This is a genomic window from Branchiibius cervicis, assembly GCF_042661605.1.
GTDB lineage: Bacteria > Actinomycetota > Actinomycetes > Actinomycetales > Dermatophilaceae > Branchiibius > Branchiibius cervicis.
Genome location: NZ_JBHSWJ010000002.1, coordinates 2,911,662 through 2,933,215 on the forward strand (window position 1 = coordinate 2,911,662; position 21,554 = coordinate 2,933,215).

A 21,554-nucleotide genomic window follows, 5' to 3' on the forward strand; every position below is an offset into this window, starting at 1 on the left:
GGGACGGGATGTGTATACGACTTTGTTATACCGACGAATACTTTGGTAGCCCCCACCCCTGTTCGTGATCCGCATCACCAGGAAGGACATGCGCTCCGCCACCTCCCACGCCGGGGCAAACCCTGGCGAGGACTCGCCGTGGCCGGCTCCGGGTCTACTCTGCGCAGTTGCTGGCAGCGTTGCACGTCGGCGGCGGTTACCCGCGCAGCCACTCGTCGAATGAGGTTCGGTCGAAAACCTGCGGTGGCCAACCGCGTCCCTTGCCGTGGAGTGTCTCGGTGTAACCCCAAGAGGTGTTGGCATCTATCTGGTTCTTACGGCATGCCACACGGAGAAGGTCCCACGTTGTGGGGGACTGGATGTCGTGCCTTTTGGCGAGCCGAGCGGCGTCGCGGTCGTCGGTGACGAAGAACCCGCGAAGTGATCGCCTAGTCATGATCGCCAATGTCTCTGCCTCCCCGAGGTGCTTGCTCGGTGGGTCCCCGGGCTGCGCGAGCGTGTTGCGGAACGCAAGCATGTCCTGCAACTCGGCGGGATCAGGGCGCAGCGCCTCACCGAAAATGTCGGGTGCTTTGCGAAGAGTTCCCAGTCCCTCAACGCCTGCCGATTCCGCACACTCTGACGCGACAGTGGCGCACCATTGGCCCTTTCCGTTCGCGAGCCACGCCAACAGATCGAACCGGTTGAGGATGGCGAAGTTGATGAGGACAGTGTTGTCCGGGAACAGCAGAACCATCCCGCGCTGTCAGAGCCCCATGGCGTCGGCGAAGTCGTCGGGGGCACCGCCGACGCCTGTGGCGTATCGACCTCCAACGATTCCGGTTGGACTCCAAGCATCCAGGCGAGCGTCTCCTTACCAATCTCCCCGGACGCGATCCGGTCAAGGTGCGCCAGTTGTAACGTGACGGGGAATCGACGCTGAGACGCGGCGTCCATACGTTCCGTCAACTCGTCACCTACCCCAGGATCACTGGGTAGGTGCAACCGGATCAGTCGCTGGGTGGGGCGCGAAGCCCATTCGTTAACTCGATCAGGGGCGCGGCCATACACTTTGTCCAGGCGGTGCGCCAGTGATTTTGTGGACACGCCGAGGTCCCAGACGAGTTGAGCGAGGGCGGCATCGGTGAGCGTCGCCCAATCGGTGCCGGTCAGAGTCTCTTTGGGCATCAGCAGATCTGCCGCGAAGGCGTTCGCCGCTGCTTCACGGCCTGGGTCCCCCGCCTCGTCCTCAGCGTGGTGCCCGAAGACCAGGTGCCCCAGTTCGTGAGCCATGCTCCAGTTCTCAAAGAACCAGTTGCCTGTGGCTCCCATGGCGATCACTCTGTGACCACACGCGGTGAACGAGTAAGCGGTGCTGAGCCCGCTGATTCTCACCACACCGATTCCCAGGACTTGTTCGAGGCGGTCAGCGAACGGGCGGACGAACGCGGGGCCGAGCGCGGAACGGATGCCCTCGATGGTCGTGGGTAACGGCGCCAGTTCACCGGTCTCCGCCGGGTATGCCTGACGGTAGGCCAGCGCGATGTCACCCAGGATCGCGGCATCACCGCCGCTACCGGGCACGTCCCGACGGCCGGTGTTCGGATCAAAGTTGTGGCGAGCCGCAACCCGGAGCCGGTTGGGGTCCTCGGCGCCTGTGATGAGCCAGTGCAAGTCCGTGTCGAGGTGGTCCGCCAACCGGGCGAGTTCAAGGGAGGAGAAGCGGCGTTGACCGTTCAGGGAGCGCGAGAACGCGTCGGGCGCTAGTCCGACAGCGGCAGCGATCTCTCGGTGGGATGCCTCAGGGCACACTGTGTTCATGCGGTCAAGGACACGCTCGCCAATCCCGCTCATGTACCGAGCCTAGCGGCGGCGTTGGGAAAATCACAACGCCGCCACGCTGGGCCGCGCCCTGTACCGGAGCGCTCGGCCACGCAGGAGAACACAAGGACCGGCCCGTCGATCCCCGCCCCCAACCCGGCCGTGACGCGATCGAGCGGTGCGGAATCAAAACCTGGACCCGCCAAGGACTGTGCCAATCACGAACCCTTAACCGGACCCGACTGGGACCGACGGTTGATGGGCGGCGACGGGCATGCGGCACTCCCCCATCGCGGATTACCTCCGATAAACAACGTTATCCAGATTGGGCGACTGCACGGGTGGACCGACGTAGGACCTCGTAAACCGTTGCAACCATTGCATTCTCGGAAATCTCGGGCGCCCACCGCGCCCTGGTGCGGAACCTGCTGCATGCCACGGAGCACTGCCATGACCGCTGCCATGGTGCACGTAGTAGGCCACGCCCTGAGGCATGTCCTGATGCGTGCCATGGTTCACGCAGTAGGCACGGGGTAATCCCAAAAGCCAGTAACCGCAACGATTTCGGATCACCACACGCACTAGGACATGCGCTGGGACAACCAGCATGGCAGGCCCTACTACGTGCCCTATGGCATGTACCACTACATGCCATAGGGCACGTAGTGGAACATGTCCTGGAACGCGAAAACCATTGCCCTACAACGACATTCGACTAGTGAGCGCCTTGCACTAGGCGTCGATTTCGCCTACAGTCGAGGACAAGCAGTTCCTTTCCCTGCGCAGGTGGGGGTGCTCCGCTCTCTCAACACGTTCGAAGCTCGCAGGAACTGCCCCGTCCCGCATAGGCGGGGGCCATGCCTGCCTCGGCTGTGGTGACGAAGCAGATGCTTCGTCACCACAGCCTCTCAGTCGTTCGTCGAGTCCGGATCGAACCCACGGGGTGCGTAGGCGCGTCCGGGGCGGATGTCGGTCATGGCCGCGTGCAGGGCAGCTACCACGTCTGGTGCGGTGTCGAAGCTGCGCTGCGCTTCGCTGTCAGTCCCCGGGTCGGGACGGGTTACGACGATGGGTTGCGCTAGGGGTGTGAGGTTTTCGTTGGGGGTGTCCCCGGTGGCCTTGGCGGCCGCGGTGGACTCCCACGCACTCACATCGAGGAGGAACAGGTCCAGGTTCTCGGCCTCGACACCCGCGCGTGCGCTGGCGACCAGTTCATCCCGCATCTGGACCCGCTCGTGCTCGGTTAGGTGCTTCATCCAGGGCAACCGAGCAAGCAACAGCCGGCCCACCTCGTCCTCACCCGCACCCGCGGCCGCGATCAGGTCGGCGGCAAGGTCTCGGTCTTCGTTGTCGTCACCCATGCGAGCAAATCTATGACCTCCAATCGCGGACGCTCCATGTCTGCGATCTCGGGGAGCCGTCGCAGCTAGGAGCGTCAGCAATCTGCCGACGAGGCGGACCAGCGGACCATCGGACTCAGTGCCTCCCGCGCGGCCTGAGGGGCGTATCAACGGAGGACAGCAAAGTGCGGACCCTAGCGATCGAGTACCCGGTTTGATGAGCAATATCGCGGATGCTCGTGCCAGCTTCATACTCGCTGCGCAGCCGTTCGGCCACCTTGTGCTTCGCAGCCGGGGTCATCCGCTCTCGGGGTGCCAGTACCGGAGCGAGGATCGGGCCACCCGCGTAGCCCTTATGACTCCGCCCACGGGGGCTGACCTCGGCGTCCGATTCATCGCCCCACAGGGTCCAACCATCGCGCGGGTGACGCGCGAAGAGTTCGAGAAACGGACCAGGCGAGCACTCCTCGATTAGGTCGTATTGCTCGTCGGGTTTGCGAGAGTGTTCCCGCTTGCGCGTTTCGATCATGTTCACCTGGCTGCGGGCGGGAGCGAGCGTCCGCATGCGGCCACGGACGCCGAACAGCAGTAGCTCAGTGACATTACGGAAATAGAAGCCGACGCCGCGACCGTCGGGGCCGCCGTCCTTGCGTCGCTTGGCCCACACGACGTTGGAGACGTACCGGAACCCCCATGCCTCCATAACCGCCAGCCCTTCCGGGAGGAGCGCGTTGGGGACCCAAAGGTAGAGGTGGGCGTTGTCAGCGAGGACGTCCGCCACGGGGATGTCTTGGATTGCTTCGAGCGACATCGTGGAGTACCGGTCGAGCCTGCGGTGTTCCGGGGCGACCTTGCCTGTTCTGTTTGCGAATCGCCATGGGGGGTCGGCGAGAACAGTTTTGAATCCGCCGTCGATGTGCGGGAGGGCTGGGGCTTCGAGTTCCGGTCGCAATGGCGGGGCAGTGGTCATGACGATAGACCCTACCAGTTTTAGATCTCATATGAGATCTAAAACTGGGCGTGTTTCATCGAAGAGGTGGTAGTAGCTCCGCGGCTTGACGCAGTAGGTCGTCGTGGTGCGGCTTGGCGTCGGCCCACTTGGCGAACGACTCGCGCCAATCGCGCTTGAACGCGGCTGCCGCGTCCAGCTTTGCCTTCGCGTCATAGACCAAGCTGATCCCGTCGATTCGCTCGGGCTCAATTCCTATCAGGAGCAGCGGACACTCGCCGCCACCACCGAGGTTGACCTTTGGGATCAGCTTGTCCCAGTGGGTACTGGACTGCCCGTATTTCTGCCCTTCCTCCTTGCTTCGGATGGTCGGACCGATCAGCCGCTGAAGTTTGGGCCCACGGGTCACGATCACTCCGATCGCGATCGCACCCTCGTGGTGCAACGCTTGGAAGTTGATCAGGTCCCGATCGAAGAACGGGTCCTTGTTGTTCCACTCCATCTCGACTGCGATCCCTGGAAGCGGTTCGGATGCCGTTCCCTTCCCGAACATGTCGATCTCGTGGCCTCGGGTGCGCACTGTCCGCAACGGTGTCCCGTCGAGGCCGACAGACTTTTCGATGGTGACATTCTGTTTGCCCCACACGAGGCTCCCGTCGGGGTTGCGCATGTCCGCCAGGGACTGGTCGAACCGAGCTACAAAGACTGTGCGGCCCCCGCCGCCGGTGCGGAGTTCGGTGAGCGTCGGGCGAAAGCCGTTCAGGGCGGCTAGGAGGTCGATGTACCGGCCGGGGAACGACTGCCGGAGGATGACGTCGGCGTACCGGGTGGCACCGTATACGTAGCCAATCGGCCAGCTGCGATCATGGACGTAGCGGACCGCACCGGCCACGTCGATTGCACCGGTCGGCTCGCCATCCAGTTCGGTGTCCTCGACAGTTTCGTGGTCGGACGCGTCGCTGGTCACGCGGTCACCGTATCGGGTCACCCCGCCCCGATGAGGGACTGGACGAGCGTCTCGACGCGCGCCGGTCTCGTTGACACCCTGCCGGAGGGACACCACTCCGAGCCGGGCACACCCATCCCCCGCTACACCCACAAGCGGCTGAGATCGGGCACACTGCCGCATGTGACCTTCCCGCGCCTCGGTGAAATCTCGCTCACCAAGTTCACTTCGCCTGAGCACGTTCTTGATGTGCTCCGCGACGTCGAGCCTGGATCGACAACAGCTCTCGAATTGCAGACCAATCTCGACGCAGCCGGACAACCGGGACCGCTGTGGAACGATCTTGCCGCTTACGAACCGCCGTTAGTATCGGCGAACGTCACCGCGGATGATGACCACCTTGTGGTCGATAACGAGTTGCTGCGTGCGGCGCGAACCGACCGGGGCGACCGTTTCCTTCTAGTTTGGGTGGCGCTCTGCCTGGCCGATGCTCGCCTCGACGCAATCACCCGCGAAATTCTCACGGACGCCGACGGTCACCTCGACCCGGCGGTGATCAACGCCGTCAAGCTCCGAGCAACACTCGATCAGCGCAGTGAAGGCGCGCAGGGTGCCAAGGCGACATCTAACATCCTGAGCTTGCTGGAACGGTGCCAGTTGATCGTGCCGAACAAGTACGGAGGCTCGACAGTCGGTATCGCGCAGGTTTTGCCGACGGCGAACGCAGTGCGAGGGGCGGTCGCGCTGGTCGGTGAGAGACTTGCGGATCAGGGCTTCGAAGCGGTGCCTGACCGTGCGGTTGACCTTGCCGTGAGCATCGGCGTCAACGCGTGGCTCAACCTCAGCGTCGAAGAGTTCCGATCAGCCTACGAGGCTTCAGATAATGTCACCGCCCAAAGCCACCGGGATACGTTGCCTGACTCGCTGGCTGAACTCGATGCACAGTTGCGACGCAAGGGACAGGTCGTTCTCCAAGGGCCGCCAGGCGCAGGAAAAACCTACGTCGCCACCGAGTACGTTGAATGGGCGACAAGCAATCGGCTAGAAGACAGTCGATTGCAGGCAATCATCGACGGCCTCCCAACCAATCAGCGCAACGTTACCGACATCGCGACCGAAGTCGAACGCCGCGGACTGACATGCGTTTGGGACATTGTGCAGTTCCACCCCGGATACGACTACACCGATTTTGTGCGCGCGCTCGTCGCGCAACCTCAAGGCGACGGCGTCTCATTTGTTCCCCGCCATCGCATCTTCAGCCTGATATGCGCAATCGGTGAAGAACTCGCGCGGCGCGGTCACGAAGCGGACCTCGTGCTCATCCTCGATGAGGTCAACCGCGGAGATATCCCCAACATCTTCGGTGAATTGTTGTACGCCCTGGAATATCGCGGTCAGGCCGTGGCGACACCGTACGCGATCGACGGCGATGCATCCCTGACGGTACCTAGTCGCCTACGTGTGCTTGGCACGATGAACACTGCTGATCGCAGCATCGCCGTGATCGACTACGCGCTACGCCGCCGATTCGTGTTCCTCGACATTGCGGCAACCGCTGAACCCATCAACGCATTCGCATTCGATGCTGATCTCACCCGGCAAGCAGCGCTACACCTGTATTCCATTACGGCCGCAGCGCTCAGCGATGCCCCATCCGGGCTCCAAGTCGGCCCGTCCTACTTCCTGGCAACACCGGACGGAAGCGAGTCAAGCTTGCAGGTCTTGTCGGCCAGGTACGTGTACGAAGTCCTTCCGTTGCTCAACGAGTACGAAATGGAGGGCGAGCTGGATCCGGGGATTGTCAGCGGCCTCAGAAACGATCTCGCTATCCTCAACGGCCTCGCTCAGCGCGATCAAGTCACCGGCTTGGTCCATCATCTGTCTGGGCAGCCCTGGGTGACGGCGGTTACAACCGACGGCGAGGCCAACGATGACGCGGCTAACGATGGCCCCGATGGCCCATGAACTATGACATCGACGTCCGCGAGCACGGCCGGACTCCGCTCCCGACGGCCGTAGTTGACGCAACACCAACGGAGTTCTGGAAGAGTGTCGACTGCGAGGTAACAAAGAACTCCGGCGACGACAGATGGATCCTGAAAGCCGGAAATAGCGTCGGAGTCGCCCGCATCCGCACTCCCGAGGGCTACGTCAACCTCCAGGTCAAACCTAAGCTCGATACGGCCGACGCCTTCTTTCTGGCCGACTACGCATACGAACAGCGGCACGAACCGCTCAGGCTGCTCGACTACGACGACGTGGGACTGGAGTCGGCCGCGCGGGACCCAACAGCCTGCCTGTTGGTATGGCATGCACACGCCATCCGCCGATTCGCCGCGAGGTGGCTGCGCCGCGATTACCAAAAGACAACGCGGGTCCTCGACGGCAAAGTGCGAGGTCGAATCCTCGTCAACCGGTATGTAAGCGGGCACCTTGCTGTCGGCGATGCCGCGCGCATTCCGTGCCGTATCCAAGAGCGGACGCAGGACACTCCCAACAACCGACTCCTGAAAGCTGGGCTTCGGTTTATCGCCACCGTCAGCCATGACTTGCCGGTTCCCGCTGCCCGTCGAGCAGTCCTGCGCCAGGTCAGCGCAGCACTGCCGTTGTTCGCACAGGTTTCGGATATCCGCGTCTCACCTAGCGACATACGCGCCTTATCCACGCGCGGACCTCAACGGCACTACGCCACCGTATTAGACGCCACGATCGCCTTGCTCAGGTCTCAATTCATGGGCGACGAATCCTCCACCACACCAACAACATCCGCCTTCATGTGGCAGATGCCCATCCTGTTCCAAGAGGCAGTCCGAGGAATCCTTGATGCTGCGCCCGACCTGCAACTCGTCAACAGCAAACCCGGAACCGCCAGCATCCACGCTGCCGACGGGACTCGACGCCGCACATCCAAGGTGGACCCTGACCTGGTCTTACGGAGCAGCAACGGGAAAACCCTTCTGGTAGACACCAAGTACAAGAACGCACTACCCAGTGATCACACCTCCGATGACGAGGACGTTACCGCGGTCGCCGAAAGGCACCGCATCAGGATCAGCCGCTCCGACATCTACCAAGTCGTTGCTTATCGACAACACGAGACCTGGCCGTCATCGAAAGCAGCGTTGCTCTACCCTCTCGTCCTGGCCGACGGCGACGAACTTCCCGCCCCGATGCAGGTCCGCGGCTTCGGGGACGAAGTGCTAGTGCTTTTCATCGACATCGGCCGACGCGCCTCGACCAACCTGCCCGCGTTCTTGAGTGTCCTTCGCGGACTCGCTGATCAGCAGACGATGACCCTCACCGCCTAGCTTGAGCGCCACCCGGGCGGACCGGGACGTCGGGGCCGCAAGTCGGCGTGTCAGGCACCTACCCTCACGCGCCGAGGGACTGGACGAGTCTGCTGACCCGCTCCACCGCTCCTGGGATTTGTTGCCACGCGCGGGGTGCGACGCCGGGGTGTTGCACCACTAGCCCGATGTATTCGAGGGCTTCGAGGTGGTTTTGCGGGGATGCCGGGAGTGCGGGGTTCGCCCGCAGTTCGGGGACGGTGCAGGGCTCCACCACCGCCGCGAGCACGCCCAGCCGATCCGGGTTACCCATGGTCCGCAGCAACACCGCCAGGGCACGCACGTCGCCCATTTCAGCGTGATCCAACACGGTCCCCACCGGCTGCTACTCCTCGGGGGCGGCAACAACCGCAGCGTCATCGAGGCGGCGCTGGACCATCGAGATCATCGTGAGCACTTCCAATAGTTCCGCTTCGCTCATGGGTCGTCGCAGCCGCGGGTCGTGCGCGGTCGGGTTCCGGTACAGCCCGATCAGCCCCTTAATCAGGTTCACCAGGCCAGTCTGTTCGTCTCGCTCGGTTCGTGTGCGGAGGGTGTTGATTGCCAGTCGGGGGACGCCACTCTTGCCGAGCGCGAGGGTCTCGTCTACTAGGTCGGCGCCGTCACCTGCCGCGCCGGTGAGGTCGCGGAGCCTGTCGAGGATGCTCTTAGTTGCTTCCAGGCAAGCGTGGAAGTGCGCCTTCTTCAGAATTTCGATGGTGCAGTACCGCAGGACCTCGGGATGGGTCGCTCTCCGCCGCAGTTCGTCGCGCAGCGAGGTCGCCACCCGGGTCGCCTCATCCAGTGTGGAGACCTGTCGGCCGCGGGCGACTTTGCCTTCATCGTTGACCCGCAAACCCACGAACGCGAGCCGTTCATTCAACCGGTCCCGGCGGAGAGTGAATAGCTCGGGTCGGTCCCGATAGGCGACCGGCTCCATCGCGGCGTTGATGAAGGTGATGATTCGCTGCGGATTACCGTCGCGGGCTTGCCGAGTGATGAGTGCGTCAGCGAGCCGCACCCGTTTAGAGGCGGCGGGCGATGGGTCGGCGATCCTCAGGCGCGCGAGGAGGCCACCGATCTGACCGCCGGTCAGTCCAGTGTCGGTGTCGCCGAGAACCACTGCCACCTCGGTGATCACGGCTTCGCCCCATGGTTGTTCGCTCACCCTGTCTCCACGGCCGCTTCGTCCACCCAGCGAGCGAGAATGCTGAACGCGGCGAGCTGTTCGAGAGCAACTTGCTCCTCACCGTGGTGGGCTGCGAGTTCGTGCATCCCTGGGTTGCGGATCGCGGAGTAGAGCCCGTCGGCGAAGGCTCGCGCACCCCGGTGCCGGTTCTTGTAGGTATCGCCGCCATCGTCGGGTTGCAACCGCAGCCGCGGCGCACCCGGTTTCGGATCGTCACGCGAGAACGCCTGGTTGAACAGGTCCACCTCGCTGATGTCGCGACGCCCCAGCTTCGCTTGGGTTTCAGCGTTCACACGGATCGCGGTTTGCATCACCGCTTGGTGGTAATGGCCAGTCCGCCACAGCGCGGACGCACTCTCCCACGCCCATGGATGTAGCTTCCCGGCGTCCATTTCGGGCGCGCCGTCCCCCAGCCGGTCGCGCAGTTCCGCGGCCCACTGGAGCGCCGCCTTCCCGCGAGAAGCCTGCTCCCGCAACCACTTGTAATCGCGGTCGTTGACGGGCCGGTCAACTGCCCATCCGGGAATGGCTTGATCGAGGATCAATTCGACGACATACGCCCGCTCAGCTGCTTCGGTCCCCGCGCCTCTCATGTGGGTGCCGAGAACCATTACGCCGCCAGTGTTGGCGTAGCCGACCTGAGCGGTCACGCTGAGGAACGCGTCGAGTTCTTTGACTGCCCAGTCAACATCCAGCTTCGTCACAGTTCTGAAGTGTGCCCCAACACCCCGCCACCCCGCGTGCCTCTCACCGCATTCACGGCCACCGCTGTCGGCGCCCCGGTGTTGGATGGTTCACAGAGCCAGCATTTCGTATAGCAGGAGGTCGCAGTGGTGTCCCCAATGAAGTTCTCGACGTGGCTTGTGCTGGATTCGTTGCTCGCTGCCGAAACCGATGACGTCGCGCTGTCCGACCGGGAGTTCTCCGAGGCCGACCAGGCGGACGCACACCGCGCCCTCACCGAGCGAGGCTGGATCGTCAAAGACAGCCGTCTTTCGGGAGGGTGGACGTTCGGATTGACCCCGGAGGGACGCAGCGCGGGCGCCCAGAAAGTGAAAGTTGGGTTGAGGCGCCGCCAGGTTCAGCAAGCGCTGCTTGACGCCGTCACCTCAGGAACCGTCAACGGCGCTCAGCTCACGGAGACTACGAGCACCGCAATCGAAGGGCCCGGCGGGCCGTTCACCGAGGAGGAGCTGGGCCGCGCCACGAAGACTCTGCACGACGCAGGATTGATCAACGGGTTTCCGCACTCTGGCCCAGGTTTACTCAGACCAGAAGTCACCGACCTGGGCTTGGCGTGTATCGAATCCGGTTACGCCCCAGCCGACTTCATCGAACTGAGATCGAATGGGAACGCTGTCAGCCCAGGGAACACGTACAACAATCAGTTCACCGGCAACGTGGCCGCTGTGCAACAGGGCGACCACAACACCGCGAACGTGTCGATCGGCGCCGGTGAGGACCACCTCGCCCAGGTGCTCGCACTGCTACAGACAATCCGCGAACACGCCGCCGACCGCGCAGCCGACGACCCCCACGAAACCGAAATCATCGTTGCTCAGGCAGATGTTGTCGAAGCCGACGCGCGCAGCGGATTGTGGGACCGGGTGAAGCAGACCCTGCCGGTCCTTGCCAGACTCACGGCCTACGGCCTGGGCAAGGAAGTTGGCAAGGAAATCACGGAGGCCACCGACGCCGTCCTTGGGTTGATTAACCCGTGAGCCCCCACAAAGCCATCTCGACTCGCGGGGACCGGATCGTTCCTACGTCACCAAGAGAGGTCCTGGGTGGCAGTGAATTGGGGTGATGTCCCGACCTGGGTTGCGTCCGTAGGGACCGTCGCGGCCGTGTGGGCCGCGGTCCGGCAGCTAGGCCCATCGAAGAAGGCAGTGGAGGCGGCGACCGAACAGGTGCAGATGGCCCGCGACGAGCGTCTCGCGGCCGACAGCAGACAGGCACGCCTCATCACCTCCCAGCTACTCACCGGGGTCGCGACGCAACCGGGAAGTGCCTTGTTTGAGGTGCACAACGCCAGCGCCGAGCCCGTGCGCGCCTTGAAAATCGTTGGTGCGTGGGCGCCCTCCCACACCGTGTGCGCAGCGAAAGGGTTCTACGCGACAGCCTTCGTCCCCGACGGTGACTACGACGGGCTGCCCCTAACTATGTGGGGTGGGCTCCTCCCGGCCGGTACAACGGTGCAAGTGGAGGTGGCGTTTTACGCCGATCAACGGCGCACACCGCTGACCCTCGACATGGACGACACCGGCTACGACCCGAGCATCAACATCACGTTCGTGGACGCCGTCGGCGTTCGATGGGAACGGTGGGGACTAGTGGACCCTGTCCGCTCCGAAACACCCACGGTCATGCGAACCCCACCCCCTCACCAACGCAATACCCGTACCCGCCCGGGATGTGACCACGCCGCCTAGCCGGGGGATTGATTCAGGGACACCACTCACGAATCACCTGACAGCGAACCACCCTGCCCACTCTCCGGTGGCGCTGGCAGAACCACGAGGGAATCATCCCGGCGCTGATGTCCCCGAATGGGCGCGGGGGCACGGACCCCGCGGGTCCACGCCCGAGCCTTCGTGGTGGAGATTCCAGCGAGACGGGAGACCCGAAGGTCAGAGACCCCGGCCGCGTGCAAATGCGGTGCGAGGCCTTCCCCGGCCAGCTCCGCTCCGTTGCGCACGATCTTCAGCGCAGCCATCGCGTCCTCGAGGGCTGCGACCCGTTGTCGGTCGGTGGGTGCCTGTTCCCAAGCCTCGACGGCGGCGATCAATTCCGCGGTGGCGGCCCCGAGCTGCGACACCATATCGGCCAGGAGTCCCGCTGGAACGATCAACGGTCCACCCGCGTCGGCCTCGTTACCCGTCACAGACTCCCCCTCGTGAACTATTACATGGGCGGGCCACGGTTGCCCTCGTTACAAACTGATGTAATATCGCCTTGTTAGCGAAAAAAGACGATACCGGTTCTTTTTAGTATAGCAGGTGTCACGCCAGCAGGCCGCACCGGAAAGGGAGGGCGACGATGACGACCGTCATAGGGACCAATGACCGCCTGATGACCTCCGCAGAGGTCGCTGAACTATTGGCGGTCAGCTCGGCCACCCTTTGCCGCTGGCGGCAGAAAGGCAGAGGCCCACGATGGGTCGCCCTCACCGACAGTTCGCCGCGATATCGCCGCGCGGACGTCGATGCGTGGGTCGGAAACCGGACACGGAGATGACTATGTCCATCTCCATCTCCGTGTCCGGGTCCGGGGTACGCCTGTGGCTCCCTGACGGGACAACGACCACGCTCACTTGGTCGGAAGCTCGCGAGGTTCAAGCCCTGCTAGCCGACGCATTGTCGTGACTGTCCGTAAAGAACCGTCCGGTCGGTGGCGGGCGGTGATCAAATCGGGCCGCGAGTACGTCACGGGCAGGACCTTCGATACGCGCCGGGAAGCGATCGAGTGGGAGCGCCGCCAATCCGCAGCTATCAGAGGTGGCCTCGACGTTCGTGGGGGAGGCAGACCGTGCGCGCGTTGCTCCCCGAATGGGTTGAGCATCGCAGGGCGACTGTCGCGACGAAGACTGCCACCGCAGACGCGGCCTTGTCTCGGCTCACTCCCCCGTCGCTGTCTGCGTTGTCTGTTGGCGCAGTCACACAACGCGAGGTGCAGCGCGCATTAGTGACTCTGTCCCAGGGCGGTCTGGCCGAGTCCTCCGTGTCGCGGTACCGGGCGTCGCTGTCGGCGTTTTTCGCATGGTGTGTCCGGGAGCGCCTGATCACGACTAACCCGGTCCTTGAGGCCAAAGTGCCGCGGTCTTCTGCGACCCCAACGGGGATGCGCCCGTTCAGCGAGGTCGAGTTGGAGTCGCTAGCCACCGCAATTCGTGTCTATGACGACCGCCTCGCCGACATCACACTTATCGCCGGATGGACGGGACTGCGCTGGTCCGAGCTTCGCGCGTTGCGGGTGCGCGACTTGATCAGGGTCCCCATGCGCATGCTGATCGTGGAGCGCGCGGCCCCAGAAGGCGTCGAAGTAAAGACCACGAAATCGCGTCGCGTGCGCCGGGTCCCCATAGCGAACAGGGTCACCCCACTCCTCGACGCAATGACCGAAGGGAAACGTCTAGACGACCTCCTGGTCACCACAAGCGGTGGCTCGCAGCTGCACGCCTCAGCGTTCAAGCGGACATCTCACTGGGCGAAGGTTGCGAACGGGCGCCGAATCCATGACCTGCGCCACACCGCCGCCTGCCTCTGGCTTGCCCGCGGTGTCGATGTGGTGACGGTGCAAACCTGGATGGGGCACGCATCAATCGCCACCACCAACATCTACTTGCATCACCTGGGCACGGGCGCTGACCGAGCCGCGCTCGACCTCCTGAACACCCCGGGGCACACCGGGGGCACACAACCCGAAACAACACGAAAGGAGGATGGTGCGTAGAGCGCCAAAAATCCCCGGTATTCCGGGGATTTTGATTGGTGGAGCTGAGGGGATTCGAACCCCTGGCCTTCTCATTGCGAACGAGACGCGCTACCAACTGCGCCACAGCCCCTTGAAGCGGAAGCAACCATAACACCGCCGCCGCCGCGGCTCCGAATCGGCGCAGGGACCTCAGCCGGCGCGGTAGACCGGACGCACGTCGTCGTCCTCCAGGTCCAGAGCCAGCCCGTCGAACGGCAGGTCCTCGACCGGCACCTGGGCGTAGGAGGGGGTGACCGCGGCGGGCGCCGGCGCGGGACGCGGCGCCGCTTCCTTCATCGTGTACGTCGGTCGCGGGACCTGGACCGGCTCCCACGAGTTATCGAACGGCTGAGGCACTTCGGCCACGGACGCCGTCACAGCGGGAGCGACGTCGTACACCTCGTGCACCGGTGCGTACACCGGCTCCACCGTGTTGACGGCCGCAGGCGCGACCGGCGCCTGCAGCGGCTGGCGGCGCGCACCCACCTGCGCCGAGGCCCGCACGGCCGGGCGCGGCGTCACAGGCCGGCGTACACCCGATGCGCCCTGCTGCTTCAGCGCCGCCGAACGCAACCACGCGACCACACCGGCGGTCACCAGCAGCATCACGACCGGGGACCACCACGGCACGAAACCGAACGGCGACAGCACCGTCGTGATCACCAGCAGCACGAGCGAGGCGAGCAGGCAGATCCCGCGCACCTTGCGACGGTCCAACCGGCCCAGTGCCTTCATCACCCGGTTGCCGACCCGGACCGGCGCCTGCATGATCGTCGATTTCTCCTGCACGGCAACCTCTTCCGTCGTTGTGACCGCGGCGACAGGGGCCGCCGGGAGGGATCCCGCACGCAACGAGATGCGTTCGGGTTTGACGCTCACCGCGGGTAGCGCGGGCCGCGCCTGCGCACCGTCGAGTTGCATGGCGACCGCGCCGCTGTCGGCAATCACACCGCGTCGGTCCAGCACGCGCATCGCCTCCGAGAAGCGATCCACCGACCGCGCGGTCGCGAGCGCCTCGCGGCGACGGATCCAGTGCTGCAACAGATAGGCAGCCCAGATCAGGATGATGACGACGAAGATCAAACTGCTGGGCGCGGGCACGCTCCGACGTTATGGTCTGCCGGCGTGGAAACCGCGGATTTGCCTGGTGTGTCGGGGATTCTGTGCCTGCAATGTGTGTTAACCGACCGTTGCTCGCAGCCGCTCGAGCACCGGCACGCCGCCGGTCTCCTCCACGGTGATCGCGAAGCTGCGATGGTCGTGCCATTCCCCGTTGATGTGCAGGTAGCGTTCGCGGGTCCCCTCGTCGCGCAACCCGAGTTTGGCTGCCACCCGGAGGGATCGGGCGTTGTCGGGCCGGATGTTGACCTCGACCCGATGCAGTCCGCAGGCGCTGAACGCGTGATCGATCAACATGGCCAGAGCGCACGGGGTGATCCCGCGCCCGACGAACCGCTGGCTGATCCAATAGCCGGCCGCCCCCGAGAGCAGCGCTCCGCGGGTGATCCCGAACAGGTGCATCTGCCCGGCCAGTTGCCCGTCCACCTCGACCGCGAACGGCAGCATCCGGCCGTGCCGCGCCTCGACGTTCTGCTCCCGCACGAGCTCGGCGAAGCTGACGATCCGCGGCCCGCGCGGTGAGGTCGAATCCCACGGCCGCGTCCACGCCGCGTTGGCTTCGCGCAAGGCCATGAACTCCCGCTTGTCGGCCCAGACCCGCAACGGCCGCAAGACGACCTGCGTGCCGTTCCAGTCCTGGGCCAGCCGCACCGGCCAGGCCCTACCCATGGTCACCGCCGCCGATCTGCTGGACGGCGTGCGCCAGCACCGACTCCAGCACGGCGATGGCATCCCGCACTCCCCGGACGAACCCGGCAGGTTGACCACGAGCGTGCGGCCGGCCAGTCCGGCAAGCCCCCGGGACAGCATCGCCGTGGGAACCCCCGCAGCGACCCCCGCGGCCCGCAGCGCCTCAGCGATGCCCGGCACCTCTCGCGTGAGCAGCGGCTGGGTCTGCTCCGGAGTCTGATCCGTGGGCGTCAATCCCGTACCGCCCGTGGTGAGTACGACGTCCGCGCCGCCCGCGATCGCCGCTCGCAGCGCCTCACCCACCGGATCCCCATCGGGTACGACGACCGGCGCCGCGCACTGGAAACCCCAGCCCCGCAAAGCGTCCACCAAGAGCGGACCGGAGCGATCGGCGTACGTGCCGGCGGCGGCGCGGTTGGAGCAGGTGATCACCACGGCCTCAGGCATCTTCGGCCCAATCCCCCGACCGGCCACCGGATTTGGCGACCACGCGCACGTCGGTGATCCGGGCGTGCTTGTCGACCGCCTTGACCATGTCGATCAGCGCCAGCGCGGCGACGCTCACACAGGTCAGCGCTTCCATCTCGATTCCGGTGCGGTCCGCGGTGCGCACCGTGGCGTCGATCTGCACCCCGTCGTCGTGGACCACGAGATCCACCGACACCGCGTGTACGGCGATCGGATGGGCCAGCGGGATCAGTGCCGGTGTCTGCTTGGCGGCTTGGATCCCTGCGATCCGGGCCACCGCGAGGGCATCTCCCTTGGGCACGGTCCCGTCACGCAGGGCGGCGACCGCGGCGGACGACAGCAGGACGACGCCGCGGGCCGAGGCGCTGCGGGCGGTCACCGGCTTGGCGGACACGTCGACCATCGCGGCCGTGCCGTCGGCCCGGACGTGGGTCAGCCGGGGAGCCTCGTTGCTGGTCACGTGCCTATTGTGCCGCCCGTCACCTTCAGCGGCCGGGGAACCGAATGACGCGGACCCAGTCGCCGACCGCGATGTCCGGTGATCCGGCAGGCACGATGGCCAGTCCGTCGGCTCCCGCGAGACCGCCGATCAGGTGAGAACCGTGACCCCCGGCGGGTTCGACGCGCCCGTCGTCGGTGAAACGGATCCGGGCGAACTGGGAGCGATGATCGACCCGCCGCCACGGCGCCGCGGCCTGCGCGTGCACGGTGCGGATCGGTGCGTCGTCGCCGCTCATCGCCCGCAGCGCCGGCGCCACCAGCACCAGGAAGGACACGACCACACTGACCGGGTTGCCCGGCAACGCGAAGACCGGTGTGCCGTCGAGGATTCCGAAGCCCTGCGGTTTGCCCGGCTGCATCGCCACCGAGTAGAAGTCCAGTTCGCCGGAGTCCTGGAAGGCCAGTTTCAGCGGTTCGTAGGCGCCGGCGCTCACACCCCCGGAGGTGATGACCGCATCGGCGCGCTCGGCGACGGCGCTGAGCACCCGGCGTACCTCCTCGGCGGTGTCCCCGACGCGTCCCACGAAGGTCACCTCGTGCCCGGCTGCCGTTGCCAGCGCCGCCATCGTGGGTCCGTTGGAGTCCACCAACTGCCCCGGCAGCAGGTCGGATCCGGAATCGCGCAACTCATCGCCGGTCGAGATCACGGCCACCCGGGCGGGCCGGCGGACCGAGAGCGCGGACGCGCCGCAGGACAACAACGCAGGCAGCTGGGTGGGCGCGATCCGGGTCCCGGCGGCGAGCACGAGGTCACCGGGCTTCACGTCGGAACCGGCCGAGCGCACCGCGGTGCCCACCGGGACGGCCGCCGGGAACTGCACCGAAGAGCCTGATACGACGACGTTTTCGACCTGGACCACGGCATCGGCCCCCGCGGGCAGCGGCGCCCCGGTCATGATCCGGGCGCACTGGCCGGCCTCCAGGCGCAGGGTGCGGGTGTCACCGGCCGGGATGTCCAGCGACACCGGCAGCGTCGCCGGCAGATCGGCGGCCCGCACGGCGTACCCGTCCATCGCCGAGTTGTCGAAGCCGGGTAGCAGGACGCTCGAGACCGCGTCGGCGGCCAGCGTCGAACCCACCGACAGCGCGGGCGGCACCTGCACTGCCGGTAGCAGCGGCACGCGCTCGCACAGCAGTGTGCGGTACTCCTCCGGGGTCAGCACCCCTCAATGCCCCAGGTGCGCAGTCTTGCCCGAGCGGCCGAGCGCCTCGTCGGAGCCGGCCCACGCCTGCAACCAGGCCCGGAACTCCGGTCCGATGTCGCGATGCCGGACCGCCAGCCGCACGACCGCCTTGAGGTAGTCCAGGCGGTCACCGGTGTCGTAGCGCAGCCCGCGGAAGATCACTCCCGTGACGCCGCCGCCCTTCTCCTGCGAACCGGCCAACTCCACCAGGGCGTCGGTCAACTGGATCTCCCCGCCGCGGCCGGGTTCGGTGTGCTTGAGGATCTCGAAGACCGACGGGTCGAGCACGTAGCGACCGATGATGGCCAGGTTGCTCGGTGCCTCGCCCACAGCCGGCTTCTCGACCAGCGACTTCACCCGCACGACGTCACCGTCGAGCTCCTCTACCTCCGCGCAGCCGTAAAGGTGGATCTGGTCCTCGGGGACCTCCATCAACGCCACGACCGAGCCACCGAATTCGTGGCGGGCGGCGATCATGTCCAGGAGCAGGTGCTCGGTCTCGTCGATCAGGTCATCGCCCAGCAGCACCGCGAACGGCTCGTACCCGACGTGCGCCTCCGCGCACAGCACCGCGTGCCCGAGGCCCAGCGGCTCGCCCTGGCGGATGAAGTGCACGTTGCCGAGATTCGCGGACTTCTGCACCCGCGCCATCCGCAGCTTGTCACCCTTCTTCTCCAGCGCCTGCTCCAACTCCCAGTGCCGGTCGAAATGGTCCTCCAACGCCGCCTTGTTGCGGCCGGTGACCATCAGCACGTCGTCGATGCCGGAGCGGTTGGCCTCCTCCACGACGTACTGGATGGCCGGTTTGTCGACGACCGGCAACATCTCCTTGGGGATCGCCTTGCTGGCCGGCAGGAACCGGGTCCCCAATCCCGCGGCCGGGATGACTGCCTTGCGGACCGGGTCCTCGATCGAGATCATGCGCTCACCCTATGCGGTCCGCGACACTCATCAGGTGGACGAGTCACAAGCTGCGGCGAAGGTCGCATTACGCCGCGAACTGCGGACGGCGCGGCGGGAGCGGGTCGCCGCCGCCGACGAAGCCGGCCGGCGCGAACTGGGCGACCGTCTCGCGGCGCACCTGATGGGGTACCTGGCCGGTTCAGGTACGGCGCGCGTGGCGGTTTTCGAGTCCCTCCCCACCGAGCCGCCCACCGAGGAGATGATCGCCGCCCTCCAGGCCGCCGGGCACACGGTGATCGCTCCGATCATGTTGGCTGACAAGGACCTGTCGTGGCGGGACCTGGCCAGCGGAGAGGACCTCGGGGTCGACGCGATCGCCGACGTCACGGTGATCGTCCTGCCGGCGCTTGCGGTCGATGCCACCGGCCACCGGCTGGGCCAGGGCGGCGGTTCCTACGACCGAGCCCTGCTGCGTGCCGACCCCGAAGCGGTCCGGCTGGCAGTGGTGTTCGAGTCCGAAGTGCGCGACGCCGTACCTGCGGATGACCACGACCAAGCGGTGCACGCCGTCCTGACCCCGCAGCGGGGCGTGCGGCGGCTACCGCTGCCCGGCTGAGAGAATCGGCGTACCGACCCCAAACGCACGAGGAGGCCTGCCGCATGCTGCCCTCCTCTGTGAGCGCCATCACCTCCTTCACGCCGGAGGACCTGACCCGCACGTTGGTCATCGGTTCGCTGGTCCTGCTGGTGTCGGTGGCGGCAGTGCGGCTGGCCAACAAATCAGGGCTGCCGACGCTGCTGCTCTACCTGGGCATCGGTCTGATCCTGGGCGAGGCGGGGCTGGGCATCCAGTTCAGCGATCCCCGGCTGACCCAGGTCTTCGGGTATTCCGCGCTGGCGCTCATCCTGGCCGAAGGTGGTCTGACCACCAGTTGGAGTTCGATCCGGCGCAGTGTGGCCCCGGCCGCCGTGCTGTCCACCGTGGGCGTGCTGGTGTCGGTCGCCGTCGTCGGTGTCGCCGCGCACTATCTGCTCGACCTGAACTGGCAGGTCGCCTTCCTGCTGGGTGCCATCACCAGCTCCACCGACGCAGCGGCGGTCTTCTCCGTACTGCGGCGGGTGCCCCTGCCGCACCGCCTGACCGGAGTCCTCGAAGCAGAGTCCGGTTTCAACGACGCCCCGGTGGTCCTGATCGTCGTCGCCCTGGCCGAAGGGGCGGCCCACCGCAACGAGAGCCCGTGGTGGCTGGTCGTCATCGAAGCGAGCCTGGAACTGGTCGGCGGCGCCGCCATCGGTCTGGCCATCGGGTGGGCCGGGTCGTGGATCGCCCACCGGGTCACCCCGACCTCCTCGGCTCTGTTCTCCCTGGCCATCCTGAGTCTGACCGTGCTGGCGTACGGCGTGGCCGACCTCGCGCACACCAGCGGCTTCATCGCGGCGTACCTGTGCGCCCTGGTCATCGGCAACCAACGGCTGCCGCACCGGCAGGCGACTCGCAGCTTCGCCCAGGCCCTGGGCTGGTTGGCACAGATCGGGTTGTTCGTGATGTTGGGTCTGCTGGCCTCACCGAAGCGGTTGATGGACCAGCTGGTCCCCGCGATCGTCATCGGCGTCGTCCTGCTCCTGCTCGCCCGGCCGCTGTCGGTGCTGGTCAGCCTGGCCCCGTTCCGCTTCACCCCCGCGAAATGGCGTTCCTGTCCTGGGCGGGTCTGCGCGGTGCGGTGCCGGTCGTGCTCGCGACCGTTCCGCTGACGGTCGGCACCCCGGACACCGGATGGATCTTCGACCTGGTCTTCGTCCTGGTCGTGGTCTTCACCATCGTGCAGGCGCCGACGCTGCCCTGGTTGGCTCGCAAACTGCGGATTGCCACCACTGCGCACACGGTCGCCGTCGAGGTCGAGTCGACGCCGCTGGATGAGTTGCACGCCGAGTTGCTGCAGGTGCGCGTCGGCCCCGAGTCCAGGTTGAGCGGTGTCGAGATCCACGAGTTGCGGCTGCCCGCCGGCGCGGCGGTGACGCTCGTCGTGCGCGACGGCACGAGCGCCGTACCCGGGCCGAACACGGTCCTGCGCCACGGCGACGAACTGCTGGTCGTTACCACGTCGAATTCCCGCACCGCGACTCTGCGACGGATCCAGGCGGTCAGCGCCGGGGGCCGCCTGGCGGGCTGGCGCAAAGCACCCCCGATCGTTCGTAGAATTGACGGCATGCCCACTTATTCGTACGCGTGCAAGGACTGCGGGCACGCCTTCGACGTCGTGCAGTCATTCAGCGACGACGCGCTGACCGTCTGCCCCGAGTGCGGCGGCACATTGCGCAAGCAGTTCAACGCGGTCGGTGTCGTCTTCAAGGGGTCGGGCTTCTACCGCAACGACAGCCGCGACTCCGGTAAGAAGTCCGCCGGCAGCTCCGCCGACAAGAAGACCTCGGACAGCTCCAGCGGTTCCGACGGCTCGTCGAGCACGTCCGCGTCGTCGGATAGCGCGTCGTCGACGTCGTCCTCGACGTCATCGGCATCCTCGTCGTCCTCGTCGTCCTCGTCGTCGTCAGGCTCGTCGTCGGCCTCCGCCAGCGGCGCGGCCTGACTCATCCACAGGGCGGCGAGCGTCGTCCACACCGGCGCGGGGTCTGATCGCCGCGGCTACGGCCAGCCCCTAGATTCGGGG

General features: G+C 65.8%; 22 protein-coding genes and 1 tRNA gene. 9 read left to right on the forward strand and 14 right to left on the reverse strand.

Features of this window, described 5'->3' with window-relative positions; genetic code table 11:
* Positions 1–432 precede the first annotated feature (432 nt).
* The 4 genes from ACFQBT_RS15080 to ACFQBT_RS15095 form a co-directional block, all read right to left on the reverse strand.
* Positions 433–1,833 carry a helix-turn-helix domain-containing protein gene (locus ACFQBT_RS15080; protein WP_377823872.1) on the reverse strand — a complete coding sequence of 467 codons (1,401 nt, stop codon included), beginning with the start codon at positions 1,831–1,833 and terminating at the stop codon, positions 433–435.
* An 875-nt stretch (positions 1,834–2,708) separates the two neighbouring features.
* The gene (locus ACFQBT_RS15085) at positions 2,709–3,161 is read right to left on the reverse strand and encodes a hypothetical protein (protein ID WP_377823873.1); all 453 of its coding nucleotides are present in this window, start codon (positions 3,159–3,161) and stop codon (positions 2,709–2,711) included.
* A gap of 115 nt (positions 3,162–3,276) precedes the next feature.
* Positions 3,277–4,110 (reverse strand): MT-A70 family methyltransferase, encoded by an 834-nt coding sequence (locus ACFQBT_RS15090; RefSeq protein WP_377823875.1) that lies wholly within the window; start codon positions 4,108–4,110, stop codon positions 3,277–3,279.
* A 55-nt stretch (positions 4,111–4,165) separates the two neighbouring features.
* Entirely contained in the window at positions 4,166–5,056 is an 891-nt protein-coding gene (locus tag ACFQBT_RS15095; RefSeq protein WP_377823877.1) for a BglII/BstYI family type II restriction endonuclease, read from the reverse strand.
* A gap of 162 nt (positions 5,057–5,218) precedes the next feature.
* On the opposite strand from ACFQBT_RS15095, the gene ACFQBT_RS15100 reads away from it, so the two are divergent.
* Both ACFQBT_RS15100 and ACFQBT_RS15105 read left to right on the forward strand, forming a co-directional pair.
* Complete coding sequence (locus tag ACFQBT_RS15100; protein WP_377823879.1) at positions 5,219–7,000, forward strand: McrB family protein; 1,782 nt, start codon at positions 5,219–5,221, stop codon at positions 6,998–7,000.
* A complete protein-coding gene (locus tag ACFQBT_RS15105) occupies positions 6,997–8,343 on the forward strand; it encodes a 5-methylcytosine restriction system specificity protein McrC (RefSeq protein WP_377823881.1) in 1,347 nt (448 codons plus the stop codon). Before ACFQBT_RS15100 ends, ACFQBT_RS15105 begins: the two co-directional genes overlap by 4 nt.
* 64 nt (positions 8,344–8,407) lie before the next feature.
* Here ACFQBT_RS15105 and ACFQBT_RS15110 read toward each other — a convergent pair whose 3' ends face one another.
* The 3 genes from ACFQBT_RS15110 to ACFQBT_RS15120 are packed head-to-tail and all read right to left on the reverse strand — an operon-like array spanning position 8,408 to position 10,254.
* On the reverse strand, positions 8,408–8,692 hold the full coding sequence (locus tag ACFQBT_RS15110; protein WP_377823883.1) for a hypothetical protein: 285 nt from the start codon (positions 8,690–8,692) through the stop codon (positions 8,408–8,410).
* A 15-nt stretch (positions 8,693–8,707) separates the two neighbouring features.
* Positions 8,708–9,529, reverse strand: a complete 822-nt coding sequence (locus ACFQBT_RS15115) for a TIGR02391 family protein (RefSeq protein WP_377823885.1) — start codon at positions 9,527–9,529, stop codon at positions 8,708–8,710.
* Entirely contained in the window at positions 9,526–10,254 is a 729-nt protein-coding gene (locus ACFQBT_RS15120; protein ID WP_377823887.1) for a TIGR02391 family protein, read from the reverse strand. The genes ACFQBT_RS15115 and ACFQBT_RS15120 overlap by 4 nt, the downstream gene beginning before the upstream one ends.
* A gap of 138 nt (positions 10,255–10,392) precedes the next feature.
* Here ACFQBT_RS15120 and ACFQBT_RS15125 point away from each other — a divergent pair, with 138 nt between their 5' ends.
* Positions 10,393–11,271 (forward strand): hypothetical protein, encoded by an 879-nt coding sequence (locus ACFQBT_RS15125; protein WP_377823889.1) that lies wholly within the window; start codon positions 10,393–10,395, stop codon positions 11,269–11,271.
* A gap of 126 nt (positions 11,272–11,397) precedes the next feature.
* The gene (locus ACFQBT_RS15130) at positions 11,398–11,982 is read left to right on the forward strand and encodes a hypothetical protein (RefSeq protein WP_377823891.1); all 585 of its coding nucleotides are present in this window, start codon (positions 11,398–11,400) and stop codon (positions 11,980–11,982) included.
* Between the two features lie 26 nt (positions 11,983–12,008).
* Here the strand turns inward: ACFQBT_RS15130 and ACFQBT_RS15135 are convergent, their stop codons facing one another.
* Entirely contained in the window at positions 12,009–12,434 is a 426-nt protein-coding gene (locus tag ACFQBT_RS15135) for a hypothetical protein (RefSeq protein WP_377823893.1), read from the reverse strand.
* A gap of 188 nt (positions 12,435–12,622) precedes the next feature.
* Between ACFQBT_RS15135 and ACFQBT_RS15140 the strand changes: the two genes are divergently transcribed.
* The gene (locus ACFQBT_RS15140; protein WP_377825515.1) at positions 12,623–12,787 is read left to right on the forward strand and encodes a helix-turn-helix transcriptional regulator; all 165 of its coding nucleotides are present in this window, start codon (positions 12,623–12,625) and stop codon (positions 12,785–12,787) included.
* Between the two features lie 603 nt (positions 12,788–13,390).
* Entirely contained in the window at positions 13,391–14,002 is a 612-nt protein-coding gene (locus tag ACFQBT_RS15145; protein WP_377825517.1) for a tyrosine-type recombinase/integrase, read from the forward strand.
* A 36-nt stretch (positions 14,003–14,038) separates the two neighbouring features.
* Here the strand turns inward: ACFQBT_RS15145 and ACFQBT_RS15150 are convergent.
* From ACFQBT_RS15150 to galU, 6 genes are all read right to left on the reverse strand, one after another.
* A tRNA-Ala gene (locus ACFQBT_RS15150) sits at positions 14,039–14,114 on the reverse strand.
* Between the two features lie 59 nt (positions 14,115–14,173).
* Positions 14,174–15,124: a hypothetical protein gene (locus tag ACFQBT_RS15155; protein ID WP_377823895.1), complete on the reverse strand. Its 951-nt coding sequence runs from the start codon at positions 15,122–15,124 to the stop codon at positions 14,174–14,176.
* Between the two features lie 78 nt (positions 15,125–15,202).
* Positions 15,203–16,279 (reverse strand): GNAT family N-acetyltransferase, encoded by a 1,077-nt coding sequence (locus tag ACFQBT_RS15160; protein ID WP_377823897.1) that lies wholly within the window; start codon positions 16,277–16,279, stop codon positions 15,203–15,205.
* The gene (gene moaC / locus ACFQBT_RS15165; protein WP_377825519.1) at positions 16,272–16,703 is read right to left on the reverse strand and encodes a cyclic pyranopterin monophosphate synthase MoaC; all 432 of its coding nucleotides are present in this window, start codon (positions 16,701–16,703) and stop codon (positions 16,272–16,274) included. Before moaC ends, ACFQBT_RS15160 begins: the two co-directional genes overlap by 8 nt.
* An 82-nt stretch (positions 16,704–16,785) precedes the next feature.
* Positions 16,786–17,964 (reverse strand): molybdopterin molybdotransferase MoeA, encoded by a 1,179-nt coding sequence (locus ACFQBT_RS15170; protein WP_377823899.1) that lies wholly within the window; start codon positions 17,962–17,964, stop codon positions 16,786–16,788.
* Positions 17,965–17,967: 3 nt separating this feature from the next.
* Positions 17,968–18,906 carry a UTP--glucose-1-phosphate uridylyltransferase GalU gene (gene galU, locus ACFQBT_RS15175; RefSeq protein WP_377823902.1) on the reverse strand — a complete coding sequence of 313 codons (939 nt, stop codon included), beginning with the start codon at positions 18,904–18,906 and terminating at the stop codon, positions 17,968–17,970.
* A 34-nt stretch (positions 18,907–18,940) separates the two neighbouring features.
* Between galU and ACFQBT_RS15180 the strand changes: the two genes are divergently transcribed.
* From ACFQBT_RS15180 to ACFQBT_RS15190, 3 genes are read left to right on the forward strand one after another with little or no spacing between them, the layout of a single operon-like run.
* The gene (locus ACFQBT_RS15180) at positions 18,941–19,504 is read left to right on the forward strand and encodes a 5-formyltetrahydrofolate cyclo-ligase (protein ID WP_377823904.1); all 564 of its coding nucleotides are present in this window, start codon (positions 18,941–18,943) and stop codon (positions 19,502–19,504) included.
* A 44-nt stretch (positions 19,505–19,548) separates the two neighbouring features.
* Positions 19,549–20,640 carry a potassium/proton antiporter gene (locus ACFQBT_RS15185; RefSeq protein WP_377823906.1) on the forward strand — a complete coding sequence of 364 codons (1,092 nt, stop codon included), beginning with the start codon at positions 19,549–19,551 and terminating at the stop codon, positions 20,638–20,640.
* On the forward strand, positions 20,574–21,473 hold the full coding sequence (locus ACFQBT_RS15190) for an FmdB family zinc ribbon protein (RefSeq protein WP_377823908.1): 900 nt from the start codon (positions 20,574–20,576) through the stop codon (positions 21,471–21,473). The genes ACFQBT_RS15185 and ACFQBT_RS15190 overlap by 67 nt, the downstream gene beginning before the upstream one ends.
* The last annotated feature ends 81 nt before the right edge of the window (positions 21,474–21,554 follow it).

Bases quoted from the DNA above. Each gene is read 5' to 3' on its own strand.
- ACFQBT_RS15085 (WP_377823873.1), bottom strand. From the start codon at position 3,161: ATGGGTGACGACAACGAAGACCGAGACCTTGCCGCCGACCTGATCGCG.
- ACFQBT_RS15190 (WP_377823908.1), top strand. From the start codon at position 20,574: ATGGCGTTCCTGTCCTGGGCGGGTCTGCGCGGTGCGGTGCCGGTCGTG.
- moaC (WP_377825519.1), bottom strand. From the start codon at position 16,703: ATGGTCGACGTGTCCGCCAAGCCGGTGACCGCCCGCAGCGCCTCGGCC.
- ACFQBT_RS15185 (WP_377823906.1), top strand. From the start codon at position 19,549: ATGCTGCCCTCCTCTGTGAGCGCCATCACCTCCTTCACGCCGGAGGAC.
- ACFQBT_RS15140 (WP_377825515.1), top strand. From the start codon at position 12,623: ATGACCTCCGCAGAGGTCGCTGAACTATTGGCGGTCAGCTCGGCCACC.
- ACFQBT_RS15145 (WP_377825517.1), top strand. From the start codon at position 13,391: ATGCGCCCGTTCAGCGAGGTCGAGTTGGAGTCGCTAGCCACCGCAATT.
- ACFQBT_RS15105 (WP_377823881.1), top strand. From the start codon at position 6,997: ATGAACTATGACATCGACGTCCGCGAGCACGGCCGGACTCCGCTCCCG.
- galU (WP_377823902.1), bottom strand. From the start codon at position 18,906: ATGATCTCGATCGAGGACCCGGTCCGCAAGGCAGTCATCCCGGCCGCG.
- ACFQBT_RS15090 (WP_377823875.1), bottom strand. From the start codon at position 4,110: ATGACCACTGCCCCGCCATTGCGACCGGAACTCGAAGCCCCAGCCCTC.
- ACFQBT_RS15160 (WP_377823897.1), bottom strand. From the start codon at position 16,279: ATGCCTGAGGCCGTGGTGATCACCTGCTCCAACCGCGCCGCCGCCGGC.
- ACFQBT_RS15080 (WP_377823872.1), bottom strand. From the start codon at position 1,833: ATGAGCGGGATTGGCGAGCGTGTCCTTGACCGCATGAACACAGTGTGC.
- ACFQBT_RS15125 (WP_377823889.1), top strand. From the start codon at position 10,393: ATGAAGTTCTCGACGTGGCTTGTGCTGGATTCGTTGCTCGCTGCCGAA.